This is a genomic window from Nocardia concava NBRC 100430, from assembly GCF_000308815.1.
Taxonomy (GTDB): Bacteria; Actinomycetota; Actinomycetes; order Mycobacteriales; family Mycobacteriaceae; genus Nocardia; species Nocardia concava.
Genome location: NZ_BAFX01000009.1, coordinates 40599 through 61343 on the forward strand (window position 1 = coordinate 40599; position 20745 = coordinate 61343).

Annotated in this window: 16 protein-coding genes; 12 read left to right on the forward strand and 4 right to left on the reverse strand. The window is 67.8% G+C overall.

The window, feature by feature from the left end:
• Positions 1 to 36 precede the first annotated feature (36 nt).
• The 7 genes from purF (at position 37) to purM (ending at position 10436) form a co-directional block, all read left to right on the forward strand.
• Complete coding sequence (gene purF, locus ON43_RS03075; RefSeq protein WP_040803278.1) at positions 37 to 1602, forward strand: amidophosphoribosyltransferase; 1566 nt, start codon at positions 37 to 39, stop codon at positions 1600 to 1602.
• 274 nt (positions 1603 to 1876) lie between these two features.
• Positions 1877 to 3463 (forward strand): ABC transporter substrate-binding protein, encoded by a 1587-nt coding sequence (locus ON43_RS03080; RefSeq protein WP_040803281.1) that lies wholly within the window; start codon positions 1877 to 1879, stop codon positions 3461 to 3463.
• A gap of 310 nt (positions 3464 to 3773) precedes the next feature.
• Complete coding sequence (locus tag ON43_RS03085; protein WP_040803317.1) at positions 3774 to 5327, forward strand: ABC transporter substrate-binding protein; 1554 nt, start codon at positions 3774 to 3776, stop codon at positions 5325 to 5327.
• A gap of 56 nt (positions 5328 to 5383) precedes the next feature.
• Complete coding sequence (locus ON43_RS03090; RefSeq protein WP_040803320.1) at positions 5384 to 6424, forward strand: ABC transporter permease; 1041 nt, start codon at positions 5384 to 5386, stop codon at positions 6422 to 6424.
• Entirely contained in the window at positions 6424 to 7482 is a 1059-nt protein-coding gene (locus ON43_RS03095; protein ID WP_083913119.1) for an ABC transporter permease, read from the forward strand. Before ON43_RS03090 ends, ON43_RS03095 begins: the two co-directional genes overlap by 1 nt.
• Complete coding sequence (locus ON43_RS03100; protein WP_040803283.1) at positions 7475 to 9187, forward strand: ABC transporter ATP-binding protein; 1713 nt, start codon at positions 7475 to 7477, stop codon at positions 9185 to 9187. The genes ON43_RS03095 and ON43_RS03100 overlap by 8 nt, the downstream gene beginning before the upstream one ends.
• 169 nt (positions 9188 to 9356) lie before the next feature.
• Positions 9357 to 10436: a phosphoribosylformylglycinamidine cyclo-ligase gene (purM, locus tag ON43_RS03105; protein WP_040803287.1), complete on the forward strand. Its 1080-nt coding sequence runs from the start codon at positions 9357 to 9359 to the stop codon at positions 10434 to 10436.
• 236 nt (positions 10437 to 10672) lie between these two features.
• On the opposite strand, the gene ON43_RS43475 is transcribed toward purM, so the two are convergent.
• The 4 genes from ON43_RS43475 to ygfZ all read right to left on the reverse strand — a co-directional run bounded on the left by ON43_RS43475 (position 10673) and on the right by ygfZ (position 13863).
• The gene (locus tag ON43_RS43475; RefSeq protein ID WP_083913120.1) at positions 10673 to 10885 is read right to left on the reverse strand and encodes a DUF3073 domain-containing protein; all 213 of its coding nucleotides are present in this window, start codon (positions 10883 to 10885) and stop codon (positions 10673 to 10675) included.
• Positions 10886 to 11072: 187 nt separating this feature from the next.
• Positions 11073 to 12035, reverse strand: a complete 963-nt coding sequence (locus tag ON43_RS03110; protein WP_040803291.1) for an asparaginase — start codon at positions 12033 to 12035, stop codon at positions 11073 to 11075.
• 23 nt (positions 12036 to 12058) lie between these two features.
• Positions 12059 to 12751: an MOSC domain-containing protein gene (locus ON43_RS03115; protein ID WP_051177821.1), complete on the reverse strand. Its 693-nt coding sequence runs from the start codon at positions 12749 to 12751 to the stop codon at positions 12059 to 12061.
• Positions 12748 to 13863: a CAF17-like 4Fe-4S cluster assembly/insertion protein YgfZ gene (gene ygfZ, locus ON43_RS03120; protein WP_040803294.1), complete on the reverse strand. Its 1116-nt coding sequence runs from the start codon at positions 13861 to 13863 to the stop codon at positions 12748 to 12750. The genes ON43_RS03115 and ygfZ overlap by 4 nt, the downstream gene beginning before the upstream one ends.
• A gap of 314 nt (positions 13864 to 14177) precedes the next feature.
• Between ygfZ and ON43_RS03125 the strand changes: the two genes are divergently transcribed.
• The 5 genes from ON43_RS03125 to ON43_RS03145 form a co-directional block, all read left to right on the forward strand.
• Positions 14178 to 15104: an aminodeoxychorismate lyase gene (locus ON43_RS03125; protein ID WP_040803297.1), complete on the forward strand. Its 927-nt coding sequence runs from the start codon at positions 14178 to 14180 to the stop codon at positions 15102 to 15104.
• A gap of 185 nt (positions 15105 to 15289) precedes the next feature.
• Positions 15290 to 16762 (forward strand): cytochrome ubiquinol oxidase subunit I, encoded by a 1473-nt coding sequence (locus ON43_RS03130; RefSeq protein WP_040803299.1) that lies wholly within the window; start codon positions 15290 to 15292, stop codon positions 16760 to 16762.
• Between the two features lie 9 nt (positions 16763 to 16771).
• Positions 16772 to 17821 (forward strand): cytochrome d ubiquinol oxidase subunit II, encoded by a 1050-nt coding sequence (cydB, locus tag ON43_RS03135; protein ID WP_040803301.1) that lies wholly within the window; start codon positions 16772 to 16774, stop codon positions 17819 to 17821.
• A 56-nt stretch (positions 17822 to 17877) separates the two neighbouring features.
• Positions 17878 to 19710 carry a thiol reductant ABC exporter subunit CydD gene (gene cydD, locus ON43_RS03140; RefSeq protein ID WP_083913121.1) on the forward strand — a complete coding sequence of 611 codons (1833 nt, stop codon included), beginning with the start codon at positions 17878 to 17880 and terminating at the stop codon, positions 19708 to 19710.
• A partial coding sequence (locus ON43_RS03145) for an ABC transporter domain-containing protein (RefSeq protein ID WP_505778078.1) occupies positions 19707 to 20745 on the forward strand: 1039 nt, incomplete at its 3' end. The genes cydD and ON43_RS03145, both read left to right, overlap by 4 nt.

The window sequence follows — 20745 nt, forward strand, 5'->3', positions numbered from 1 at the left end:
GCTCACGCCCCCCGCCCGCCGAACAGGGAGCAAACGGTGTCTCTCCCCTCCGCTGCCACCACCCACGACCAGGACGAGAACGAACCGCGCGAAGAGTGCGGTGTGTTCGGTGTCTGGGCCCCGGGCGAGGATGTGGCCAAGCTCACGTACTACGGACTCTACGCATTGCAGCACCGCGGTCAGGAGGCGGCCGGTATCGCCGTCGCCGACGGCTCGCAGGTGCTGGTCTTCAAGGATCTGGGCCTGGTGAGCCAGGTCTTCGACGAGCAGACCCTGGCCGCCATGCCCGGTCACGTCGCCGTCGGCCACTGCCGCTACTCCACCACCGGATCCACCACCTGGGAGAACGCCCAGCCGATCTTCCGCACCACCGCGGTCGGTACCGGACTGGCGTTGGGCCACAACGGAAATCTGGTCAATACCGCCGAATTGAGCGCTCGGGCACGGGAACTCGGACTGGTCACCGGCCGCCTCGCGGGCACCGTGGCCGCGACCTCCGACTCCGACGTGATCACCGCGCTGCTCGCGCACGCGGCCGCCGACAAGAGCATCGAGCAGGCGGCCATGGAGCTGCTGCCGACGCTGCGCGGTGCGTTCTGCCTGACCTTCATGGACGAGCACACGCTGTACGCGGCGCGCGATCCGCACGGCGTGCGCCCACTATGCCTGGGCCGCCTGGATCGCGGCTGGGTGGTTGCCAGTGAGACCGCCGCCCTCGATATCGTCGGCGCGTCCTTCGTGCGCGAGATCGAGCCGGGCGAACTGCTGGCGATCGACGCCGACGGGGTGCGCTCGCTGCGCTTCGCCAACCCGACGCCCAAGGGCTGCGTCTTCGAGTACGTCTACCTGGCCCGGCCCGACTCCACCATCTCCGGCCGCTCGGTGCACGCCACCCGCGTCGAGATCGGCCGTCGCCTGGCCGCCGAGCATCCGATCGAGGCCGACCTGGTCATCCCGGTGCCGGAGTCCGGCACCCCGGCCGCGGTCGGTTACGCGCAGGGTTCGGGCGTGCCCTACGGCCAGGGCCTGATGAAGAACGCCTACGTGGGCCGCACCTTCATCCAGCCCAGCCAGACCATCCGCCAGCTCGGAATCCGGTTGAAGCTCAACCCGCTTCGCGAGGTCATCCGCGGCAAGCGGCTCATCGTGGTGGACGACTCCATCGTGCGCGGCAACACCCAGCGCGCGTTGATCCGCATGCTGCGAGAGGCGGGCGCGTTGGAGATCCATGTGCGGATCGCCTCCCCGCCGGTCAAGTGGCCCTGCTTCTACGGCATCGACTTCGCCTCGCGCGCGGAGTTGATCGCCAATGGCGCGGGCCCCGACGGCATCGCGGGCGAGAGCCTCGACGACATGGTGGAGGGCGTGCGCCGCTCCATCGGCGCGGACAGCCTCGGCTACATCTCCCTGGACAGCATGATCGCCGCCACCGAGCAGCCGCGCTCGCGCCTGTGCGCCGCGTGCTTCGACGGTGACTACCCGATCGCGCTGCCCGTGGAGACGGCCATCGGCAAGAACGTGCTGGAGGGCATGCTCACCGGCGCCACGGAGTCGGAGCTGCTGGCGGATAATGCCAATGCCTCGGCCCTGAGCCGCCCATAACCACGGAAACTCCGTAACCACAGAAACATCCAGTGCCCGTCCGCGTAATCGCGGGCGGGCACTGTGCTTTTCCCGGCCGTTTGCGGGAAATATGTTGGCGCAGTTGCGCCATCGGCGTGTGCGCGCGAATGGCGCAAATTATGTACCGATTGTCCAGAAACGCAACGCGGCGGTTATAACCGGTCGATACTGTGCCCAGCCAAAGGATGTCCACCGCGGCGCGGCCGGCCAGTGACCCGGCGGCTTGCGCTGCGTTTCGAGAGCAGGGCAGTACATGCGCGCGAAAAGAGTTGCGGCAGTCGGGTTCGCCGGACTGGCCGTGTTTGCGATAGCCGGATGCGGTTCCGGCAAGACGAGCGGCGGCGGGGGAGGAGGCGGGATCCTGGTCGGCACCACCGACAAGGTCACCTCGCTGGATCCCGCCAAGGCCTACGACAATGGTTCACTGCTGGCCGAGACCCAGGTCTACCAGTTCCTGCTGAACTTCCCCGCCGGCGACGCCACCCCCAAGCCCGACGCGGCCGAGAAGTGCGCGTTCACCTCGCCGACCGTCTACTCCTGCACGCTCAAGCCGGGCCTGAAGTTCGTCAACGGCGATCCGCTGACCGCCAAGAGCGTGAAGTTCTCCTTCGACCGCATGGTGAAGATCGACGACCCGCAGGGCCCGAAGGCGCTGCTGGACAACCTCGATCACACCGACGCCCCCGACGAGAAGACCGTCAACTTCACCCTGAAGCAGGCCAACGACCAGACCTTCCCGGCCATCCTGCCCACCCAGGCGGCGGCCATCGTGGACGAGAAGGTGTTCCCGGCCGACAAGATCATGGCCGACGAGGACATCGTGAAGGCCAAGCCGTTCTCCGGCCCGTACACCATCTCCAGCTACGACAAGAACAAGCTGGTCGAGTACAAGTCCAACCCGGACTACAACGGCCTGTTCGGCAAGCCCAAGACCGACACCGTCACGGTGAAGTACTACGCCGAGGCGTCGAACCTGAAACTCGATGTGCAGCAGGGCAATATCGACGTCGCCTGGCACACGCTCAGCCCGACCGACCTGGAGTCGCTGAAGACCAGCGACAAGGTGACCGTGCACCAGGCCCCCGGCGGCGACACCCGCTACATCGTGTTCAACCTGAACACCCAGCCGGGCGGCAATCCGGCGCAGAAGCTGGCCATCCGCAAGGCCGTCGCCACCACCGTCGACCGTGACGCCCTGGCCGCCAATGTCTTCAAGGGCACCTGGTCGCCGCTGTATTCGCCGGTGCCCAAGGGTGTTCCGGGCGCGACCGAGGCGCTCAAGGACATCTACGGCGCCAAGCCCAACAAGGACGCGGCCGCCAAGTTCCTGTCCGACGCGGGCGTGGCCACGCCGGTCGAGCTCAGCCTGCAGTACACGACCGAGCATTACGGCGCGGCCAGCTCCGAGGAGTACGCCGCGATCAAGAACCAGCTGGAGGCCACCGGCCTGTTCAAGGTGAACCTGCAGTCCACCGAATGGGTCGCCTACCAGAAGGCGCGGTCCTCCGATGGGTACCCGGCGTTCCAGTTCGGCTGGTTCCCGGACTACCCGGACGCCGACGACTACCTGCGTCCGTTCTTCACCGAGGACAACTTCCTGCGCAACCACTTCGGCGATCCCAAGATCACCGCGGAGTTGAACGCCGAACTGACCGAAGGCGATCCGGCCAAGCGGGCCCAGGCGCTGGCCACCGTGCAGCACGATCTGATGGCCGATTTCCTGCCCATCGTGCCGCTGCTGACGGGTAACCAGATCGCGGTCGCGGGCAAGAACGTGCAGGGCGTGGACGCGACGCTGGATCCCTCGTCGAAGTTCCGCTTCGGTGTGCTGAGCAAATAACCGGTATCGGAGGCCCGTTCGCCGAGCGGACGGGCCTTCGATTGCTAGTTATGCATTCTCGCTGGAATTTATCCATGTGAGAAGAAAATCTACCGAAGTTTCGCCTGGTTATAACCAGTTTTTGTGACCAGCGTTTTATACATCGATACCCCGGCAACACGACGGCAACAAACCGTTACTACGGTGCGCCGAGACACATCAAGCTGTGGCGGTGTGATGTCCGCGATCCGGACGCACACCGCCCGAAGTTCGAGAGTTGAGCACTATGGGTTCGAAGACGAACCGGGCGAGGACCTTCGCCGCGGTCGGCATGGCAGGCATCGCACTCGTGGCCGCGGGCTGCGGGTCTGGACGCACGGGGGACGGGGGGAGCGGAGCGGGCATCACCGTCGGCACCACCGACAAGATCTTCTCCCTGGATCCCGCCCTCGCCTATGACAACGGTTCACTGCAGGCCGAGACGCAGATCTATCAGACCCTGCTGAACTTCGCGCCGGGCAAGTCCGTCCCCGAGCCGGACGCCGCCGAGAAGTGCGGCTTCGCCTCGCCGACGGTCTTCAGCTGCACGGTCAAGCCCGGCCTGAAATTCGCGAACGGGAACCCGCTCACCGCCAAGAGCGTGAAGTTCTCCTTCGACCGCATCCTGAAGATCAACGACCCCAACGGTCCCGCCTCGCTGCTGGGCAATCTGGACCACACCGACGCGCCCGACGACAAGACCGTGAACTTCACGCTCAAGGTCGCCAACGATCAGACCTTCGCGTCGGTGCTGCCCAGCCAGGCCGGCATCATCATCGACGAGAAGAGCTTCCCGGCCGACAAGGTCCTCAGCGACGAGGACGTGGTCAAGACCAAGGCGTTCTCGGGGCCGTACACGATCTCCAGCTACGAGAAGAACAAGCTCGTCGACTACAAGGCCAACCCGGACTACAACGGCCTGTTCGGCAAGCCCAAGAACGACGGCGTCTCGGTGAAGTACTACGCCGAGATGGCCAACCTGAAACTCGATGTGCAGAACGGCAATGTCGACGTCGCCTACCGGAGCCTGAGCCCCACCGACATCGACTCGCTGCGTAACGACAGCAAGGTCACCGTGCATGAGGGGCCCGGTGGCGAGCTGCGCTACATCGTTTTCAACATGAACGCCATGCCCGGCGGCACCCCGGCCCAGAAGCTGGCCGTGCGCAAGGCGATCGCCAGCAGCGTCGACCGCGACGCCCTGGCGACCAGCGTCTACAAGGGCACCTACAAGCCGGCGTACTCGTCGGTGGTGCCCGGCGCGACCGGCGCGACCGAGCCGTACAAGGACATCTACGGCGCCAAGCCGAACAAGGACGCGGCCGCCAAGTTCCTGTCCGACGCCGGTGTCGCCGCACCCGTCACGCTGAACCTGCAGTACAACTCGGATCACTACGGCGGCTCCAGCTCCGAGGAGTACGCGGCCATCAAGAACCAGCTCGAGGCCACCGGGCTGTTCAAGGTGAATCTGCAGTCCACCGAATGGGTTTCGTATCAGGATGAACGGGTGAAGGACTCCTACCCGCTCTACCAGTTCGGCTGGTTCCCGGACTTCCCGGACGCCGACAACTACCTGACCCCGTTCTTCGCACCGAACAACACGCTGCAGAACCACTTCGAGGATCCGCAGATCAACGCGCTGCTCACCGCGGAGACCACCGAACCCGATCCGGCCAAGCGCGCCGCTGTCCTCAAGCAGGTGCAGTTCTCGCTGGCCAATGACCATCTGCCGATGCTGCCGCTGCTGGCCGGAACCAATATCGCGGTCGCCGGCAAGAACGTCCAGGGCGTCGCCGACACCCTCGACCCGACCTTCAAGTTCCGCTTCGGTGTGCTGAGCAAGTGACCGCCATCGAGAAGGTGGGCGGGCCGGTCGAACCGGCCCGCCCCGCGGGAAAGCGATTGCGCGGCAGCAATTCCCGCTACAGTGCGCTGCTGCGTTACCTGGGGGTGCGAGCGCTGCTCATCATCCCGACCACCTGGATCCTGGTCACCCTGGTGTTCTTCCTGATGCGCGTGATCGGCGACCCGATCAGCGCGGCCATGGGCGGGCGCCTGAGCCCCCAGCAGATCCAGGAGCGCAAGGAGGCGGCCGGGCTCAACCGGCCCATCCTCACCCAGTACTGGGAATACCTGTCCGGGCTGCTGAAGGGCGATTTCGGCCGCTCCCAGGACAATCGGGCCATCAGCGACGTCATCGTCACCTATGGCGCGGCCACCCTGGAGCTGGTCTTCTGGTCGCTCATCGTGGCCTTCGCGGTCGGCGTGCCGCTGGGCAGATACGCGGCCACCAAACGGGATTCGGCCCGGGACGTGAGCCTGCGGCTGTTCGCCATCCTGGTGTACGCCGCGCCGGTGTTCTTCGTCGGCCTGCTGCTCAAACTGATCTTCTCGGTGAAGCTGGGGTGGCTGCCCGTTGCCGGACGGGCCAGCACCAATGTGGAACTGCAGTTGCAGCACGTGTCGCCGAAGACCAACATCATGATCGTCGACGCCATCCTGTACGGGGATACCTCCTACATGGTCGACGTGCTGAAACACGCTGTGCTGCCGGCCATCGCGCTGGGCCTGCTGACCGCGGGCGTGTTCCTGCGGCTGGTGCGCATCAACCTGATCCAGACCCTGCGCTCCGGTTACGTCGATGCCGCCCGCGCACGCGGTCTCTCCGATCGCGTCGTCACCGGGCGGCACGCCTTCCGCAACGCCCTGATCCCGGTCGTGACCGTGATGGGCATGCAGATCGCCATGATGCTCGGCGGCGCGGTGCTCACCGAGACCACCTTCGAGTGGAAGGGATTGGGCTACCAGCTCGCCTCCTACCTGCAGGCGCGTGACTTCGTGGCGGTGCAGGGCATCGTCGCGTTCATCGCCATCGTGGTGGCGGTCATGAGCTTCCTGGTGGACCTGATCGTGGCCATGATCGACCCGAGGGTGAGGTTCTGATGACGGTCATCGAAACGGGCGTCGACGTCACGGTCCCGCCCACCCGGGCCAAGTTCCGGATTCCCGGAATGGCGTTGGTGCGCATGACCTCCGGGCTGCAGCGGTTCACGCTGCTGCTCGGGCTCGGACTGGTCGCCGGGTTCATCCTGGTCGCCATCTTCGCGCCCCTGATCGCGCCCTACGGCTTCGCGCAGAGCACGGCCGACGGCGTGGAATTCGCACGGCAGCAGGCGCCCTCGGCGGCGCACTGGTTCGGCACCTCGGTGCGCGGCGAGGACGTGTTCTCGCGCGTCATCTTCGGTGCGCGGACGGCGCTTTCGGTGATCGCGGTATCGCTGGTGCTGTCGCTGTTCGTGGGTGTGCCGCTGGGCCTGGTGTCCGGCTATCTCGGACGCTGGGTGGACCGCGTCCTGGTGCTGTTCATGGACGCCATGTACGCGTTCCCGTCGCTGCTGCTGGCCATCGTGGTGTCGATCGTGGTGTCGGGCGGGCAGTCGTCGAGCTTCGGCGGCATCCTGTCCGCGGCCATCGCGATCACCGTTATTTTTGTGCCGCAGTACTTCCGGGTGGTGCGCAACGCCACCATCTCGGTGAAACAGGAACCGTACGTGGACGCCGCGCGGGTCACCGGCGCGTCCACGGCGCGAATCCTGTACCGGCACATCCTCGCCAATGTGACGCAGTCGCTGCCGGTGCTCATCACGCTCAATGGCGCGGAGGCCATTCTGACCCTGGCGGGTCTGGGCTTCCTCGGCTTCGGCATCGAGCCGACGCAGGCCGCCGAATGGGGTTACGACCTCAACAAGGCGCTTTCCGATGTCTCCAACGGGATCTGGTGGACGGGCGTGTGGCCGGGTGTGGCCATCGTGCTCGTGGTGCTGGGCATGACGCTGGTCGGCGAGAGCCTCAACGAGGTGCTCAACCCGCTGCTGCGCACCCGCCGCGCCGCGACCGCGCCCCCGCCCGACAGTGCCGCCGCCCAGACCGCGGCGGCCGACGCGACCGTCGCCGAGACCGTGACCGTCCCCGAGACCGCGAAGGAGGCAGACGATGCCTGAACCCGTCCTGTCTTTCGAGGGCCTCACCGTCTGCTTCGCCACCGACGCCGGATCGGTCACGGCCGTGAACGACGTGTCCTACCAGGTGTATCCGGGTGAAGTCCTGGCCGTGGTCGGTGAATCCGGCTCCGGCAAATCGGTGAGCTCCCGCACCGCCATGGGCCTGCTGCCGCCCACCGCCACCGTGAACGGCGCCGTCGTGCTGGGCACCAAGGCCGTCACCAAGATGAGCGCCAAGGAACTCACCGCGCTGCGCGGCGGGGCCATCTCGATGGTCTTCCAGGAGCCCGGCGCGGCCCTGGACCCGCTGTTCACCGTCGGCTTCCAGATCTCCGAGGCGCTGCGCGCGCATTCGGGCATGAAGCGGAAAGAGGCGCGCGCCAAGGCGATCGAGCTGCTGCGCGCGGTCGGACTGCCCGATCCGGAGGCGCGGGTTGACTACTACCCGCATCAGCTCTCCGGCGGGCAGAAGCAGCGCGTGGTGATCGCCATCGCCATCGCGTGCGAGCCCAAGGTGATCATCGCCGACGAGCCGACCACCGCGCTCGATGTGACCGTGCAGGCCGAAATCCTGGAGCTGCTACGGGATCTGCGCGATCGGATCGGCGCGGCCATCGTCCTCATCACCCACAATATGGGCGTCGTCGCCGACCTCGCCGATCGCGTGGTGGTGATGCGCGAGGGCCGCATCGTCGAGGAGGCCAAGGTCGACCAGCTCTTCGCCGACCCGCAGCACGAGTACACCCGCGCGCTGCTGGCGGCCGTGCCGAAACTGCATGTGCTGCCGGACAACTGGGAAGCCGACACGGAGGCCGACAGCGCTTCCGTCGCCGGTGCGGCGCTGGCGAAGACCATTGTCCGCGAACCGATCCCGGCCGATGCCGAGACGGTGCTCGAGGTCTCGAACCTGGTCGTCGAATTCCCGGCCCCGCTGGGCCGCCCGTCGTTCCGGGCGGTCGACGAGGTGACCCTGACCCTGCGCCGCGGCGAAACCCTCGGCCTGGTCGGCGAATCCGGTTCCGGCAAGTCCACCATCGGCCGCTGCGTGGCCGCCCTGCAGCGCCCCACCGCGGGCAGTGTGCGGGTGCTCGGCACCGATATCGCCGGACTCTCCGAACGCAAGCTGCGGCCGCTGCGCCGCCGCTTCGGCTTCGTCTTCCAGGACCCGGCCACCTCGCTCAACCCGCGCCTCACCATCGGCGAGTGCGTGGCCGAACCGCTGCTCGTGCACAAGGAGGCGAAGGGTGCGGCCGCGCGCGACCGCGTCCGCCACCTGCTCGACGACGTGCAGCTGCCGGCGGGCGTGGAAAACCGGTATCCGCACGAGCTTTCCGGCGGCCAGCGCCAGCGCGTGAGTCTCGCGCGCGCCCTGGTGCTGAATCCGGATCTGCTGGTGGCCGACGAACCGACCAGCGCCCTGGACGTCTCGGTCCAGGCGAAGGTGCTCGAGCTGTTCGCCGAACTCCAGCGCGAGTGCGGCTGGGCGTGCCTGTTCATCAGTCACGACCTCGCGGTGGTGGATCAGCTCGCGGATCGAATCGTGGTGCTGCGCAACGGGGCTGTCGTCGAACAGGGCGACAATGACGACATTCTTCGCCGACCGCGCGAGGAGTACACCCGTCGCCTGGTAGCGGCCGTTCCCGTACCCGATCCGGTGGAGCAACGGCGGCGACATCGTTACGAAACGGGACAACTGATCTCGTAGCGATGTGGGTAACTCGCCGGGTACGTCCAAAATGGATTTGGCACCCAACCGCCGGCACGCATGCATGACAGCAAACGGCTCTTAGCCGTGCGCTGAAGGCTCGGAGAGGCGGGACTGCTAGCGTGAGCAGGCATCTATCCGTCGATTCGGCTTGGAGCTCTCCCCGACAATGACTGAACAGACCCCCAGTGGTGCCGGTGCGTCGTACGCGGCCGCCGGTGTCGATATCGAAGCCGGCGACCGCGCGGTCGAGCTCTTCGCGCCGCTGGCGAAGAAGGCCAGCCGTCCCGAGGTCCAGGGCGGACTCGGTGGCTTCGCAGGACTGTTCGCATTGAAGGGCGGCTACAAGGAGCCCCTGCTCGCCGCCTCCACCGACGGCGTCGGCACCAAGATCGCCGTGGCCCAGGCCCTCGACAAGCACGACACGGTCGGCCTGGACCTGGTCGCCATGGTCGTCGACGATCTGGTGGTCTGCGGCGCCGAACCGCTGTTCCTACAGGACTACATCGCCGTCGGCAAGGTGGTCCCGGAACGGGTGGCGCAGATCGTGTCCGGCATCGCCGAGGGCTGCGTCATCGCGGGCTGCGCGCTGCTCGGCGGCGAGACCGCCGAGCACCCGGGCCTGATGGGCGCCGACGACTACGACCTGTCGGCCACCGGCGTCGGCGTGGTCGAAGCCGACGCCGTGCTCGGCCCGGACCGCGTCCGCCCCGGCGACGTGGTCATCGGCATGGGCTCCTCGGGCCTGCACTCCAACGGCTACTCGCTGGCCCGCAAGGTGCTGCTCGACATCGACCGCATGTCCCTCACCGGGCACGTGGAGGAATTCGGCCGCACCCTCGGCGAGGAACTGCTCGAGCCCACCAAGATCTACGCCAAGGACTGCCTGGCGCTGATCGCCGAAACCGATGTGCGCACCTTCTGCCACGTGACGGGCGGCGGCCTGGCCGCCAACCTGGCCCGCGTGCTCCCGGCCGGCCTGGTCGCAGAGCTGGACCGCGGCACCTGGAACCCGGCCCCGGTCTTCAAGATGATCGCCCAGCGCGGCCGCGTCGAGCGCGCCGAGATGGAGAAGACCTTCAACATGGGCGTCGGCATGGTCGCCGTCGTCGCGCCCGAGGACGCCGACCGCGCCCTCGCCGTCCTCACGGCCCGCCACATCGACTGCTGGACCCTCGGCACGGTGAAGAAGGCCAAGGACGCCGAGTCCGCCCGCGCGGTCCTCGTGGGCGACCACCCGCGCTTCTGACCCGAATAGCACTCGGCCCCGGTCACTTGGTGACCGGGGCCGTTCTGTATGTCCGAATGATGCTGGGGCGCGGCCACTCCCGTGCCCTGGAGACACAAATGAACGTCCCGTCCTCGGTGAGGACGGGACGCTAGTGCTGCTGCTGGCGAACCCTCAGCGTCACATGATCTTCGGCGTAATTCGACGTGCTAAAGGGGAAGCCCACCGGCTCCCCCTGCAGTACGTAGAAATCCGAGTCAGCGACGCCAGTCGTCGTAGCTGTCTTCGTCGTCCCAGCGCGACGACGATTCGCTCGCGTCATGCTCTTCGGAAAGCACACCACTCCGCTGTGTGTCGGAGGGACTCCCCGACAGCTCTCGCTGAAGGCTCGAGAAGTCGGTCGACGGCGAGCTGTACTTGAGCTCCCGTGCAACCTTGGTCTGCTTTGCCTTAGCCCGGCCACGGCCCATGGCTGACCCCCTCGCGTCACTGCGGGGCGGCCTGGGGTGGGTTTGGCGGCCCCGTTCGAATTAATACTCTTCCTGACGAACACTTTAGCGTGTGTCCGGCGGTCGCGCTTCCAGGAGTGGGGGATAAACGTCGCGGGGCCGGGCGCGGGCGCTCGCCCGGCCCGGTGAAAGGCGCGCCGACCGGCGGCTAAACCACGCCGGGGATGGCTCGGATGATGCCCACCCGGGCCCCTCCGCCGAGCACCGCGGGGGCGGCCAGCTCGGCGTGCTCGTCGGTCCATTCGATGCCCATACGCTGGAGAATGGCCAGCGTCAGGGGAAGTCGCGCGCGATCGGCGCCGTCATCGATCTTGTAGGCGAAGGCCGAACCGTCCGGCAACGCACCGGCGTGCACGCCGTCCGCGCCGATCTTGCAGACCAGTCCGGGGGTCGCGGTCATGACGCGAAAATCTGGTCCGTCCGTGCCGGAAATCACTCGTGGATGGGTGCGAATCGCGTCCGCGACACGGCGTTCGGGGCTACCTTCGGCCGCCGTCGCGAAGCTCGCGTACGCGCGGGCCAGGTTCACCAGCGAGACCGGCACGATGGGCAGGCCGCAGCCGTCGATGCCCAGATCGGTCTCCGGCTCACCGGTCACATCGGCGACGGTCGCGACGACCGCCTGCTGCAGCGGGTGGCCGACCTCCAGATATCCGCGGGTGGGCCAGTCGTTGATCTTGCAGGTGGCGAGCATGGCGGCATGTTTGCCGGAGCAGTTCATGTAGATGCGGCGGGCGGCCTTGGCGCGATCGGCGCCGGCCAGCACCTGGGCCCGGGCCTGCTCCTCGAAGGGCAGGTCCGGCGGGCACTCCAGATCGTCCTCGGTGAACCCGAAGCGATCCAGCAGACGCTGCACCAGCTCGATGTGGTCGGCCTCGCCGAAGTGCGAGGCGGTGGAGATGGCCAGCTCGGCCTCGTCGACCGGTTCGAAACCATTGCGCAGCAAGGTGAGTGCCTGCATGGGCTTGTTGGTGGAGCGCGGGAAGATCGGGCCGTGCACCGCGCCGACCTCGACCAGCGGCTCACCGTCCGGACGCAGGATCACCGCCGAACCGCGGTGCACGCACTCACGGAATCCGGACCGGACCACCTCGACCAGATCGACGCTCAAAGCGGGGCTCCCTTCGGTATCGGTCATCGGTGGGCCGCCCCGGCGTGGCGGCGGCGGTGGCGATCGATCTGCATGCGCACGTCATCGGAGATGGTGGGCTCGGATTCGAGCAGCAGTTCCAGGCGGTCCGGGTGCGCGCCGGTGAACAGGTCGCGGACGGTGACGCCGTGGGCGGGGGTGTGCACCACGCGGACCTCGTCGCCCGCACCGATCGTGCCCTCGGTGAGTACGCGCAGGTAGGCGCCCGTATTCGCCTGCAGGGTGAAGCGTTTCACCCATTGCGGCTCGCCGGTGCGCCACTGGAAGGTCGAGCAGGGCACGCGCGGGGCGGAGACCTCGAGCAGGGTGTCGCCGACGGACCAGCGCTCGCCGAGCACCGCGTCGCTGACGGGAAGGCCGGAGACGCGCAGGTTCTCGCCGAACCAGCCGGGGCCGAGCTCGCGGCCCAGTTCGTCGGCCCAGCGGCGGGCGTCCTCCTCGGCGTAGGCGTAGACGGCCTGGTGCACGCCGCCGTGATGCTTGGTGTCGCACACGTGGTCGCCGTCCAGGCCGAGCGCCCGGACCGGAACCCGGTGCGGCACCGGACGTTTGTCGATGGCGGTGCGGCCCACCTTGGACGACTTGGCGGGCACCTCGAGCTCGGCGTGCACGACGCAGACCGCCAGCACCGTGCCGACGGGCGTGCTCTGCACGGTGCCGACGGGGAGAGCGCTCATCGACCGCGCAGCTTCTCGACGGCGAGCCGACCGGCCTGCGGTTCGTCATGGGAGGGCATGGAATCCGCGTCGATGGCCGCCGCGCACGGGCCGGCGACTAGTTCGGTGTCGGCGGGGATGGTGCGTTTGATCAGGGCCAGGGCGATCGGGCCGAGTTCGTGGTGGTCGATCACGGTGCCCAGCACGCCGACGGCGCGGCCGCCCGCGGTCACCGGATCACCGGTCGCCGGGCGGGAATCCGCGGCACCGTCCAGATGCAGCAGCACCAGGTGGCGCGGCGGCTTGCCGAGATTGTGGACCCGGGCCACGGTCTCCTGGCCGCGGTAGCAGCCCTTGTTCAGGTGCACGGCACCGTATTCGGCGGGGCCGCCGATCCAGTTCACCTCGTGCGGGATGGTGCGCTCGTCGGTATCGAGGCCGAGGCGGGGGCGCAGGGCCGCGACCCGCAGCGCCTCGAAGGTCCACATGCCCGCGGCCGCCGCGCCCGCGTCGCGCAGTTTCGTCCACCAGGTGACGAGCTGGTCGCGGGGGACGATCAGATCGAAGGAGTCGGCGGTGGGCCAGGGCATGCGGCGCAGGAAGCCGCCGCCGGGCAGCGGAACCGCACGGTAGATGTCGGGAAGGGCTGTGATGCCGAGGGATTCGGTGAGTTCGGTCACTGCGGGGCCCAGAAGGCTCAGCACCGCATGGTCATCGGCCTCGACGGGCTTGGCGTCGGCCCAGAAGACCATCTTCTGCAGGAAGCCCAGCAGCTCGGGTCCGCGCTGTGCCTCGGTGTCGATCCAGACGGTGCCGTCGAGGTCGGTGAGCACGAAGTGGTTGAGCACCCGGCCGTTCAGATCCAGGTCCAGATCCTCGGCCGATTCACCGTCGCGCAGATCGGCGACGGCCTGGCTGGAGATGGTGTGCAGCCAGCTCAGGCGTTCTTTTCCGGTGATGGAGATCAGGAATCGGTGGGAGCGATCCACCACCGCGACCCGCTGTACCGCCGCGCGCTGTTCGCCGAAGGGATCGCCGTAATGCCACGCGACCGCGGCATCCGGTGACTCCGGCAGCCCCGCGACAGCCCCTGGAACCTGCAAGATCGGACTGGCCGAAACCGAGGAGGACACAACACCACACTAACCCGCCTCCCCGCGCCTTCAGCGCACGGCTTGGAGCCGTTGCCGGACGTGCATGCGGGCTGCGGTTGGGAGCCGAACCGATTTTGGACGTACCCGGGGAGTTACCCCGGTCGCTGCGAGATCAGTTGTCGCGTTGGCATACGACGGCTCGGCGGTGTCATGTCAGGCGGTGTCATGGCGTTGGTGGGCGGGTGGCGCTTCTGGGTCGTTCGCGGGGTAGGTGGGTGGTTGCCAGGTGGCTTGACTGGGTCGGCGGCGCGGTAATCGCACCATGACGGGCCGCTTGTCCTAGGCTCGAGCCCATGGTGGAACGGGTTCTGGTGACTCTTGACGGCGCGATCCAGGATCCGGACGCGCCGTTGTTGTATGCGGACGATATCGGTGCGTTGCGGGGCGACGGCATCTTCGAGACGGTCCTGGTGCGCGACGGCGTGCCGTGTGCGCTGGAACTGCATCTGGCGCGACTACGGCGTTCCGCCGAGGCGCTCGACCTGCCCGCGCCGGACCTCGAGGCCTGGCGGTTCGCGGTGGAGATGGCGGCCGAAGAGTGGGGACGCGAGCGTGAGGGGACGCTGCGCATGGTGCTCACCCGCGGGCGCGACAGCGATCATGGCGGCGGTAGCGAACGACCGGCAAACAAGAGTGGGGATCTGGCCGGAGCCGAACCCGCCACTACCGGTTACGTTTTGGTGGTCGCGGTGCCCGAGCGGGTGAAAAAGGCGCGCACCGAAGGTGTTTCGGTGATCACGCTCTCGCGCGGCATCTCCATCGACCTGGCGCAGAACGCGCCGTGGCTGCTGCTGGGCGCTAAAACCCTGTCCTATGCCACCAATATGTCGGCGCTGCGGTTCGCGCAGCGGATGGGCGCGGACGACGTCATCTTCACCAGCACCGAGCACCGGGTGCTCGAGGGTCCGCGGTCGACAGTCGTTGTGCAGCGCGACAATCAGTTGATCACGCCGCCCGCCCGCAATGGCGTGCTGCCCGGCACCACCCAGCGCGCGCTGTTCGCGCAGGCCGAGAAGGCAGGCTGGGACTGCCAGTACGAGCCGCTGTTCATCGCGGACCTGATCACCGCCGACGCGGTGTGGATGCTGTCCTCGGTGACGCTGGCCGCGCGCGTGAATTCGCTGGACGGACTGCGGATGTCGGCCCCGGACAACGCGGGGGAGATCACCGAGATGGTGAATCGCGGCATCGCGCTGCCGGGCAGTCTCGCGGACTGGTGATCCCGATTCAAGGGACTTTTGTCTGATTCGTACCCGGTTCGTCCCGGTGGGCCGGTGACCTCGGCCATTGATAAGTCACATGCTGGCTAATTCCTGGCGCGCTGTGGCGCGTCGCATGTTGATCTGAAGACCAGTCGGCGTAGTGTTTGTTACTACGTCATGTCGTAGATCGGCAGGGAGGTCGGATGAGCGTCGTAGATCTGGCGCGCTGGCAGTTCGGAATTACCACCGTTTATCACTTCATCCTGGTGCCGCTCACCATCGGCCTCGCACCCCTGGTCGCCGGCATGCAGACCGCCTGGGTGATCACGGGCAAGGAGCACTGGCTCAGGCTCACAAAGTTTTTCGGCAAGCTGTTCCTGATCAACTTCGCCCTCGGCGTCGCCACCGGCATCGTGCAGGAATTCCAGTTCGGCATGGGCTGGAGCGAATACTCCCGCTTCGTCGGCGATGTGTTCGGCGCGCCGCTGGCCATGGAGGCGCTGGTCGCCTTCTTCATGGAGTCGACATTCCTGGGCCTGTGGATCTTCGGCTGGACCAGGCTGCCGCAGAAGGTGCATCTGGCCTGCATCTGGCTGGTCGCCATCGGCGTCAACGCCTCGGCGTACTTCATCATCGCCGCCAACTCGTTCATGCAGCACCCGGTCGGCGCGGAGTACAACCCGGCCACCGGCCGCGCCGAACTGCACAGCATCTGGGCGGTGCTCACCAACAACACCACCCTGGCCGCCTTCCCGCACGTGGTGGCCGGATCCTTCCTCACCGCGGGCACTTTCGTGGCCGGCATCGGCGGCTGGTGGATGGTGCGCAATGCCCGCAAGGCCAAGGCCGAGGGCAATGACGCGGCGCTGAACGACGCCCGCACCATGTGGCGGCCGAGCGCGCGCATGGGGTTGTACGTGGTGCTGATCGCCTCGGTCGCGCTCATTTTCACGGGCGACATCCAGGGCAAGCTGATGTTCAAGCAGCAGCCCATGAAGATGGCCTCGGCGGAATCGTTGTGCCACACCGAAACCGACCCCGACTTCTCCGTGCTGACCGTCGGCACCCACAACAACTGCGACAGCGTCGACCACCTCATCGAGGTGCCGTACGTGCTGCCGTGGCTGGCCACGGGTGATTTCACCGGTGTCACGCTGCAGGGCGTCAAGGATCTACAGGTGTCGTACAACGAGAAGTACGGGATCGGCGACTACCGGCCCAATCTGTTCGTCACCTACTGGTCCTTCCGCGCCATGATCACCTGGATGGCCGGTTCGATCCTGTTGGCGCTGGCCGGATTCTGGGTTACCCGCGGCGGCCGGATCCCGGATCAGACCTGGTTCTCCTGGCTGTCGCTGATCGCCATCGCCACACCGTTCCTGGGCAATATCTCCGGCTGGATCTTCACCGAGATGGGCCGCCAGCCCTGGGTGGTCGCACCCAACCCGACCGGCGACCAGCACATCCGAATGACGGTGCAGCAGGGCGTCTCCGGGGTCTCGGCGGGCACGATCCTCACCTCGCTGATCGTGTTCACGGCGCTGTACGGGCTGCTGGCCATCGGCTGGTTCTACCTGATGCGCCGCTACGTGATCGCCGGACCCGAACAGCCCGCCGACGCCGCCGCCCCGAAGATGACCGGGGAGCCCGTCGAGAAGCTTTCCTTCGCCTACTAGGAGCCGAGGATGAGTCTCCCTGAATTCTGGTTTCTCCTGATCGCGGTCCTGTTCACCGGCTACTTCGTGCTGGAGGGCTTCGACTTCGGCGTCGGCATGCTGCTGCCCATCATCGGGCGCGGCGACGAGGTGAAGAAGCGCGTCGTGCTCAACACCATCGGGCCGGTGTGGGACGGCAACGAGGTGTGGCTGCTCACCGGCGGCGGCGCCATGTTCGCGGCCTTCCCGGAGTGGTACGCGAGTCTGTTCTCCGGGTTCTATCTCGCGCTGCTGCTGATCCTGGTCGGACTGATCGCGCGAGCGTGCGCCATCGAATGGCGCGGCAAGATCAATGACCCGAAGTGGCGGAACTGGTGCGATATCGGCATCGGGCTCGGCTCCTGGATCCCGGCGCTCGCCTGGGGCCTGGCCTTCGCCAATATCGTGCACGGCGTGAAGCTCAACGAGCACAAGCAGATCGAGGGCAATCTGTTCGACCTGCTCAACCCGTACGGGCTGCTCGGCGGGCTCACCACGCTGCTGCTGTTCCTGCTGCACGGCGCGGTGTTCATCGCGCTCAAGACCGGCAACGAGGTGCGCGACGACGCACAGCGGATCATCCGCCTGCTGTTCGTTCCCACCGCCGTGGTGGTCGCGGTCTTCGGCATCTGGACCCAGCTGGCGTACGGGCAGGGCTGGACCTGGATTCCGTTGGTGCTGGCCGTGATCGGGCTCGTGGTCGCGGGATTCGCCGCGACCCAGGGGCGGGACGGATGGGCGTTCACCGGCACCGCGGTCACCATCGCGGCGGCCACCGTGCTGCTGTTCGGGTCGCTGTTCCCGGATGTGCTGCCCTCCACCATCAATGACGCCTACAGCCTCACGGTGGACGGCCGCAACGGCACGGTGTCGGCGTCCTCGACCCACTACACGCTGGTGGTGATGAGCTGGGTGGCGGTGGCGCTGGTCCCGGTCGTGCTGGTCTACCAGGCCTGGACGTACTGGGTGTTCCGCAAGCGGCTCACCATGGAGCAGATCCCGGCGCCGATCGGGCTGCCCTGGGAAACCGCCAAGAGCTGAACGGGAAACGGGCGCACCGGACCACGGTGCGCCCGTTTTCGTAGAGGAGAACGAGCATGGCACGACCGGTGGACCCGCGGCTGTGGCGGCACGCCCGCTCCGCCCGCGTATATCTCGGAGTCAGTGTGGGGCTGTCGCTGGTCACCACCGTGTGCATCGTGATCGCGGCGCTCGCGCTGGCGCGGGTGCTCGCGGGTGTCATCACCGAACCGGCGCACCGCCGGATCGGCTCCTGGACAGTCGAACTGGTGGTCTTCGCGGTCGCGGTGCTGTGTCGGGTGGCCGCCACCTGGTGGCAGTCGCGACTGGCGCACCGGGCCGGGGCGCAGGTCGTCGCCGAACTCGAGACGGCGGCCCTGGAAGCCGGGGCGCAGCTCCCGCCGCGTGAATTGGAAAGCCGCCGAACCGAACTCGCTGTGGTCGTCGGTTCCGGATTGAGCGGCCTGCGCGCCTACCTCGCGGGCTACCTGCCCGCCCTGATCCTGGCCGCGCTGGTGCCGCCGGTGGTGCTGGCGGTCATCGCCGTCCACGACTGGGTCTCCGGCGCGATCATCTTCGTCACCCTGCCGCTGATCCCGATCTTCATGATCCTCATCGGCCTGCTCACCCAGGGCAAGTCCGCCGACACCCTGGCGGCCACCACCCGACTCTCGGATCAACTCCTCGATCTCTTCGCGGGCATGCCGACGCTGCGTGCCCTCGGCCGCGAATCCGGTCGCGCGAACGGCGCTGCGGGCGAGGGCGATTCGCCGCGCGGTATGGCGGGCCGCGTCCGCGAGCTGGGCGACGCACTGCACAAGCGCACCATGTCCGCCCTGCGCGTGGCCTTCCTCTCCTCGATGGTCCTGGAGCTGCTGGCCACCCTCTGCGTGGCGCTGGTCGCCGTCTCCATCGGCATGCGCCTGGTCTTCGGCCATATGGGTCTGTACGCGGGCGTGCTGGCCCTGATCCTCGCCCCCGAGGTCTACCTCCCGCTGCGGGCCGTCGGCGAGCGCTTCCACGCCGCACAGGACGGAATGGCCGCCGCCGAACGGGCTTTCGCGATCATCGAGCCGGGCGATGAGGACTCGGCCGAATCAGCCACGCCGCCGGAGTCGCGGCCGGAGCATCGAAATCTTCACGGCCACCTCGATATTCGCAACCTGACCGTACGGGCCCGCGACGGGTACGCGCCGGACCGGTTGTCCGCCGATATCCGGCCCGGCCTGGTCACGGTGCTCACCGGCCCCAACGGCTGCGGGAAATCGACGGCGCTGCAGGCGATCCTGGGCCTGCTCACCCCCGATTCGGGCACGGTGCTGGTGGACGACGTGCCGGTGCCCGATCTCGATCCGGACCACTGGTGGTCCCATATCGCCTGGCTACCGCAGCGCCCGGTCATCCTGCCCGGCACGCTGCGCGCCAACCTCGAGCTGCTCGGCCCGCCCGCCGGTCCCGACCAGGTCGAAGCGGCCTGCACCGCAACCGGTTTCGACGCCGTCCTCGACGAACTTCCGCACGGCTGGGACACCGTGGTCGGCGCCGGCGGCGTCGGCCTGTCCCTGGGCCAGCGTCAACGCCTGGCCCTCACCCGCACGCTGGCCGCGCCGCGCTCGGTGCTGCTGCTCGACGAACCCACCGCCCACCTCGACGACGACAGCGAGGCCACCGTGCTCGCGGCACTGGTGGAACGTGCACGCGCCGGAGCCACCGTCGTGGTTGTCGCTCACCGTCCCAGCGTGTTGGCGGTCGCCGACCACGTGGTGGAGGTTCGTGCCGCTACTTGGGCCGCCGATTCACCCCGTCATTCCGGCGTGCTTTTGGCCGGAATCCACCCTGGCGGAGTGGATCCCGGCCAAAAACATGCCGGGATGACGACGGAAGCTCCTGCGGAGGTGTCGGTGCGATGAGGGCGATACTGGCCGACTTCCGGCGGATTCGGGAACTGCTGGAGCTGTCGCGGGCGCGGATGGCGCTGTCCGTGGGCTGGGGCGTGCTGGCGCTCGGCAGCGGGCTCGGGCTGGCGGCGCTGGCGGCGTGGCTGATCGCGCGGGCCTGGCAGATGCCGCCGGTGCTGGATCTGAGCATTGCGGTGGTGACCGTGCGGGCCTTGGGCATTTCGCGCGGGCTGTGCCGATACCTGGAACGCCTCGCCACCCATGATGTGGCGCTGCGTGCCATGAGCACGGCGCGGACGACCACCTATCGGGCACTCGCGGGCGCGGATATCTGGCGGCCGCGGCGCAGTGCCGTTGCAGAAGAAGCCCGTGCGGAAGACGAAGCCCGGCAGGGGGATCCGACGCAGCTACGGCGCGGGGAACTGCTCGGGCGGGTGATGAGCGATATCGACGATCTCGGTGCGGTCGTGGTGCGCGCGTTCGTGCCGATCGCGGTGGCGCTGATCCTGTCGCTGCTCGCCGTCGGGCTGCTGGCGAGCATCTCACTGCTCGCGGCGGCGATCCTGGCCGCGGCGCTGGCGGTTTCGGGGATCGTCGCACCGTGGCTGTCGGCGTGGGCGGCGCGGGAGGCCGAGCTGGCGGTGAAGGCGGATCGGACCGAGTTCACCGCCGAGGCGCTCACCGTGCTCGACCACGCGCCCGAATTGCGGGTCGCGGGCAGGCTTTCCGATGCGATCGGCACCGCCACCGCGGCCGGGCAGCGGGCCGTGGCGGCCGAGGATCGGGCGGCGGCGCGCGGCGCGTGGGCGGCCGCGGTGCTGCCGCTGTCCATCGGGGCCAGCGTGCTCGGGGCGCTGCTGATCGGAATCGTGCTGTACGGCAGCGGGACTCCCATTCCGACCGCGGGCTTCCAGACCGTGCCGCCCGGCGGCATCACGCCGATGGCGTTCACTGTGCTGGTGCTGGTGCCGCTGTCGGCCTTCGAAGCCGTGGCGGTGCTCCCGGCGGCCGCCCAGGCCCTGACCACCGGCCGCGCCGCCCTGCATC

What these genes read in the sequence shown, in the direction of transcription:
- ON43_RS03100 (WP_040803283.1), top strand. Translation starts at nt 7,475, where the DNA reads ATGCCTGAACCCGTCCTGTCTTTCGAGGGCCTCACCGTCTGCTTCGCC.
- ON43_RS03095 (WP_083913119.1), top strand. Translation starts at nt 6,424, where the DNA reads ATGACGGTCATCGAAACGGGCGTCGACGTCACGGTCCCGCCCACCCGG.
- ON43_RS03080 (WP_040803281.1), top strand. Translation starts at nt 1,877, where the DNA reads ATGCGCGCGAAAAGAGTTGCGGCAGTCGGGTTCGCCGGACTGGCCGTG.
- ON43_RS03115 (WP_051177821.1), bottom strand. Translation starts at nt 12,751, where the DNA reads ATGAGCGCTCTCCCCGTCGGCACCGTGCAGAGCACGCCCGTCGGCACG.
- ON43_RS03130 (WP_040803299.1), top strand. Translation starts at nt 15,290, where the DNA reads ATGAGCGTCGTAGATCTGGCGCGCTGGCAGTTCGGAATTACCACCGTT.
- ON43_RS03125 (WP_040803297.1), top strand. Translation starts at nt 14,178, where the DNA reads ATGGTGGAACGGGTTCTGGTGACTCTTGACGGCGCGATCCAGGATCCG.
- purM (WP_040803287.1), top strand. Translation starts at nt 9,357, where the DNA reads ATGACTGAACAGACCCCCAGTGGTGCCGGTGCGTCGTACGCGGCCGCC.
- ON43_RS43475 (WP_083913120.1), bottom strand. Translation starts at nt 10,885, where the DNA reads ATGGGCCGTGGCCGGGCTAAGGCAAAGCAGACCAAGGTTGCACGGGAG.
- ON43_RS03085 (WP_040803317.1), top strand. Translation starts at nt 3,774, where the DNA reads ATGGCAGGCATCGCACTCGTGGCCGCGGGCTGCGGGTCTGGACGCACG.
- cydB (WP_040803301.1), top strand. Translation starts at nt 16,772, where the DNA reads ATGAGTCTCCCTGAATTCTGGTTTCTCCTGATCGCGGTCCTGTTCACC.
- cydD (WP_083913121.1), top strand. Translation starts at nt 17,878, where the DNA reads ATGGCACGACCGGTGGACCCGCGGCTGTGGCGGCACGCCCGCTCCGCC.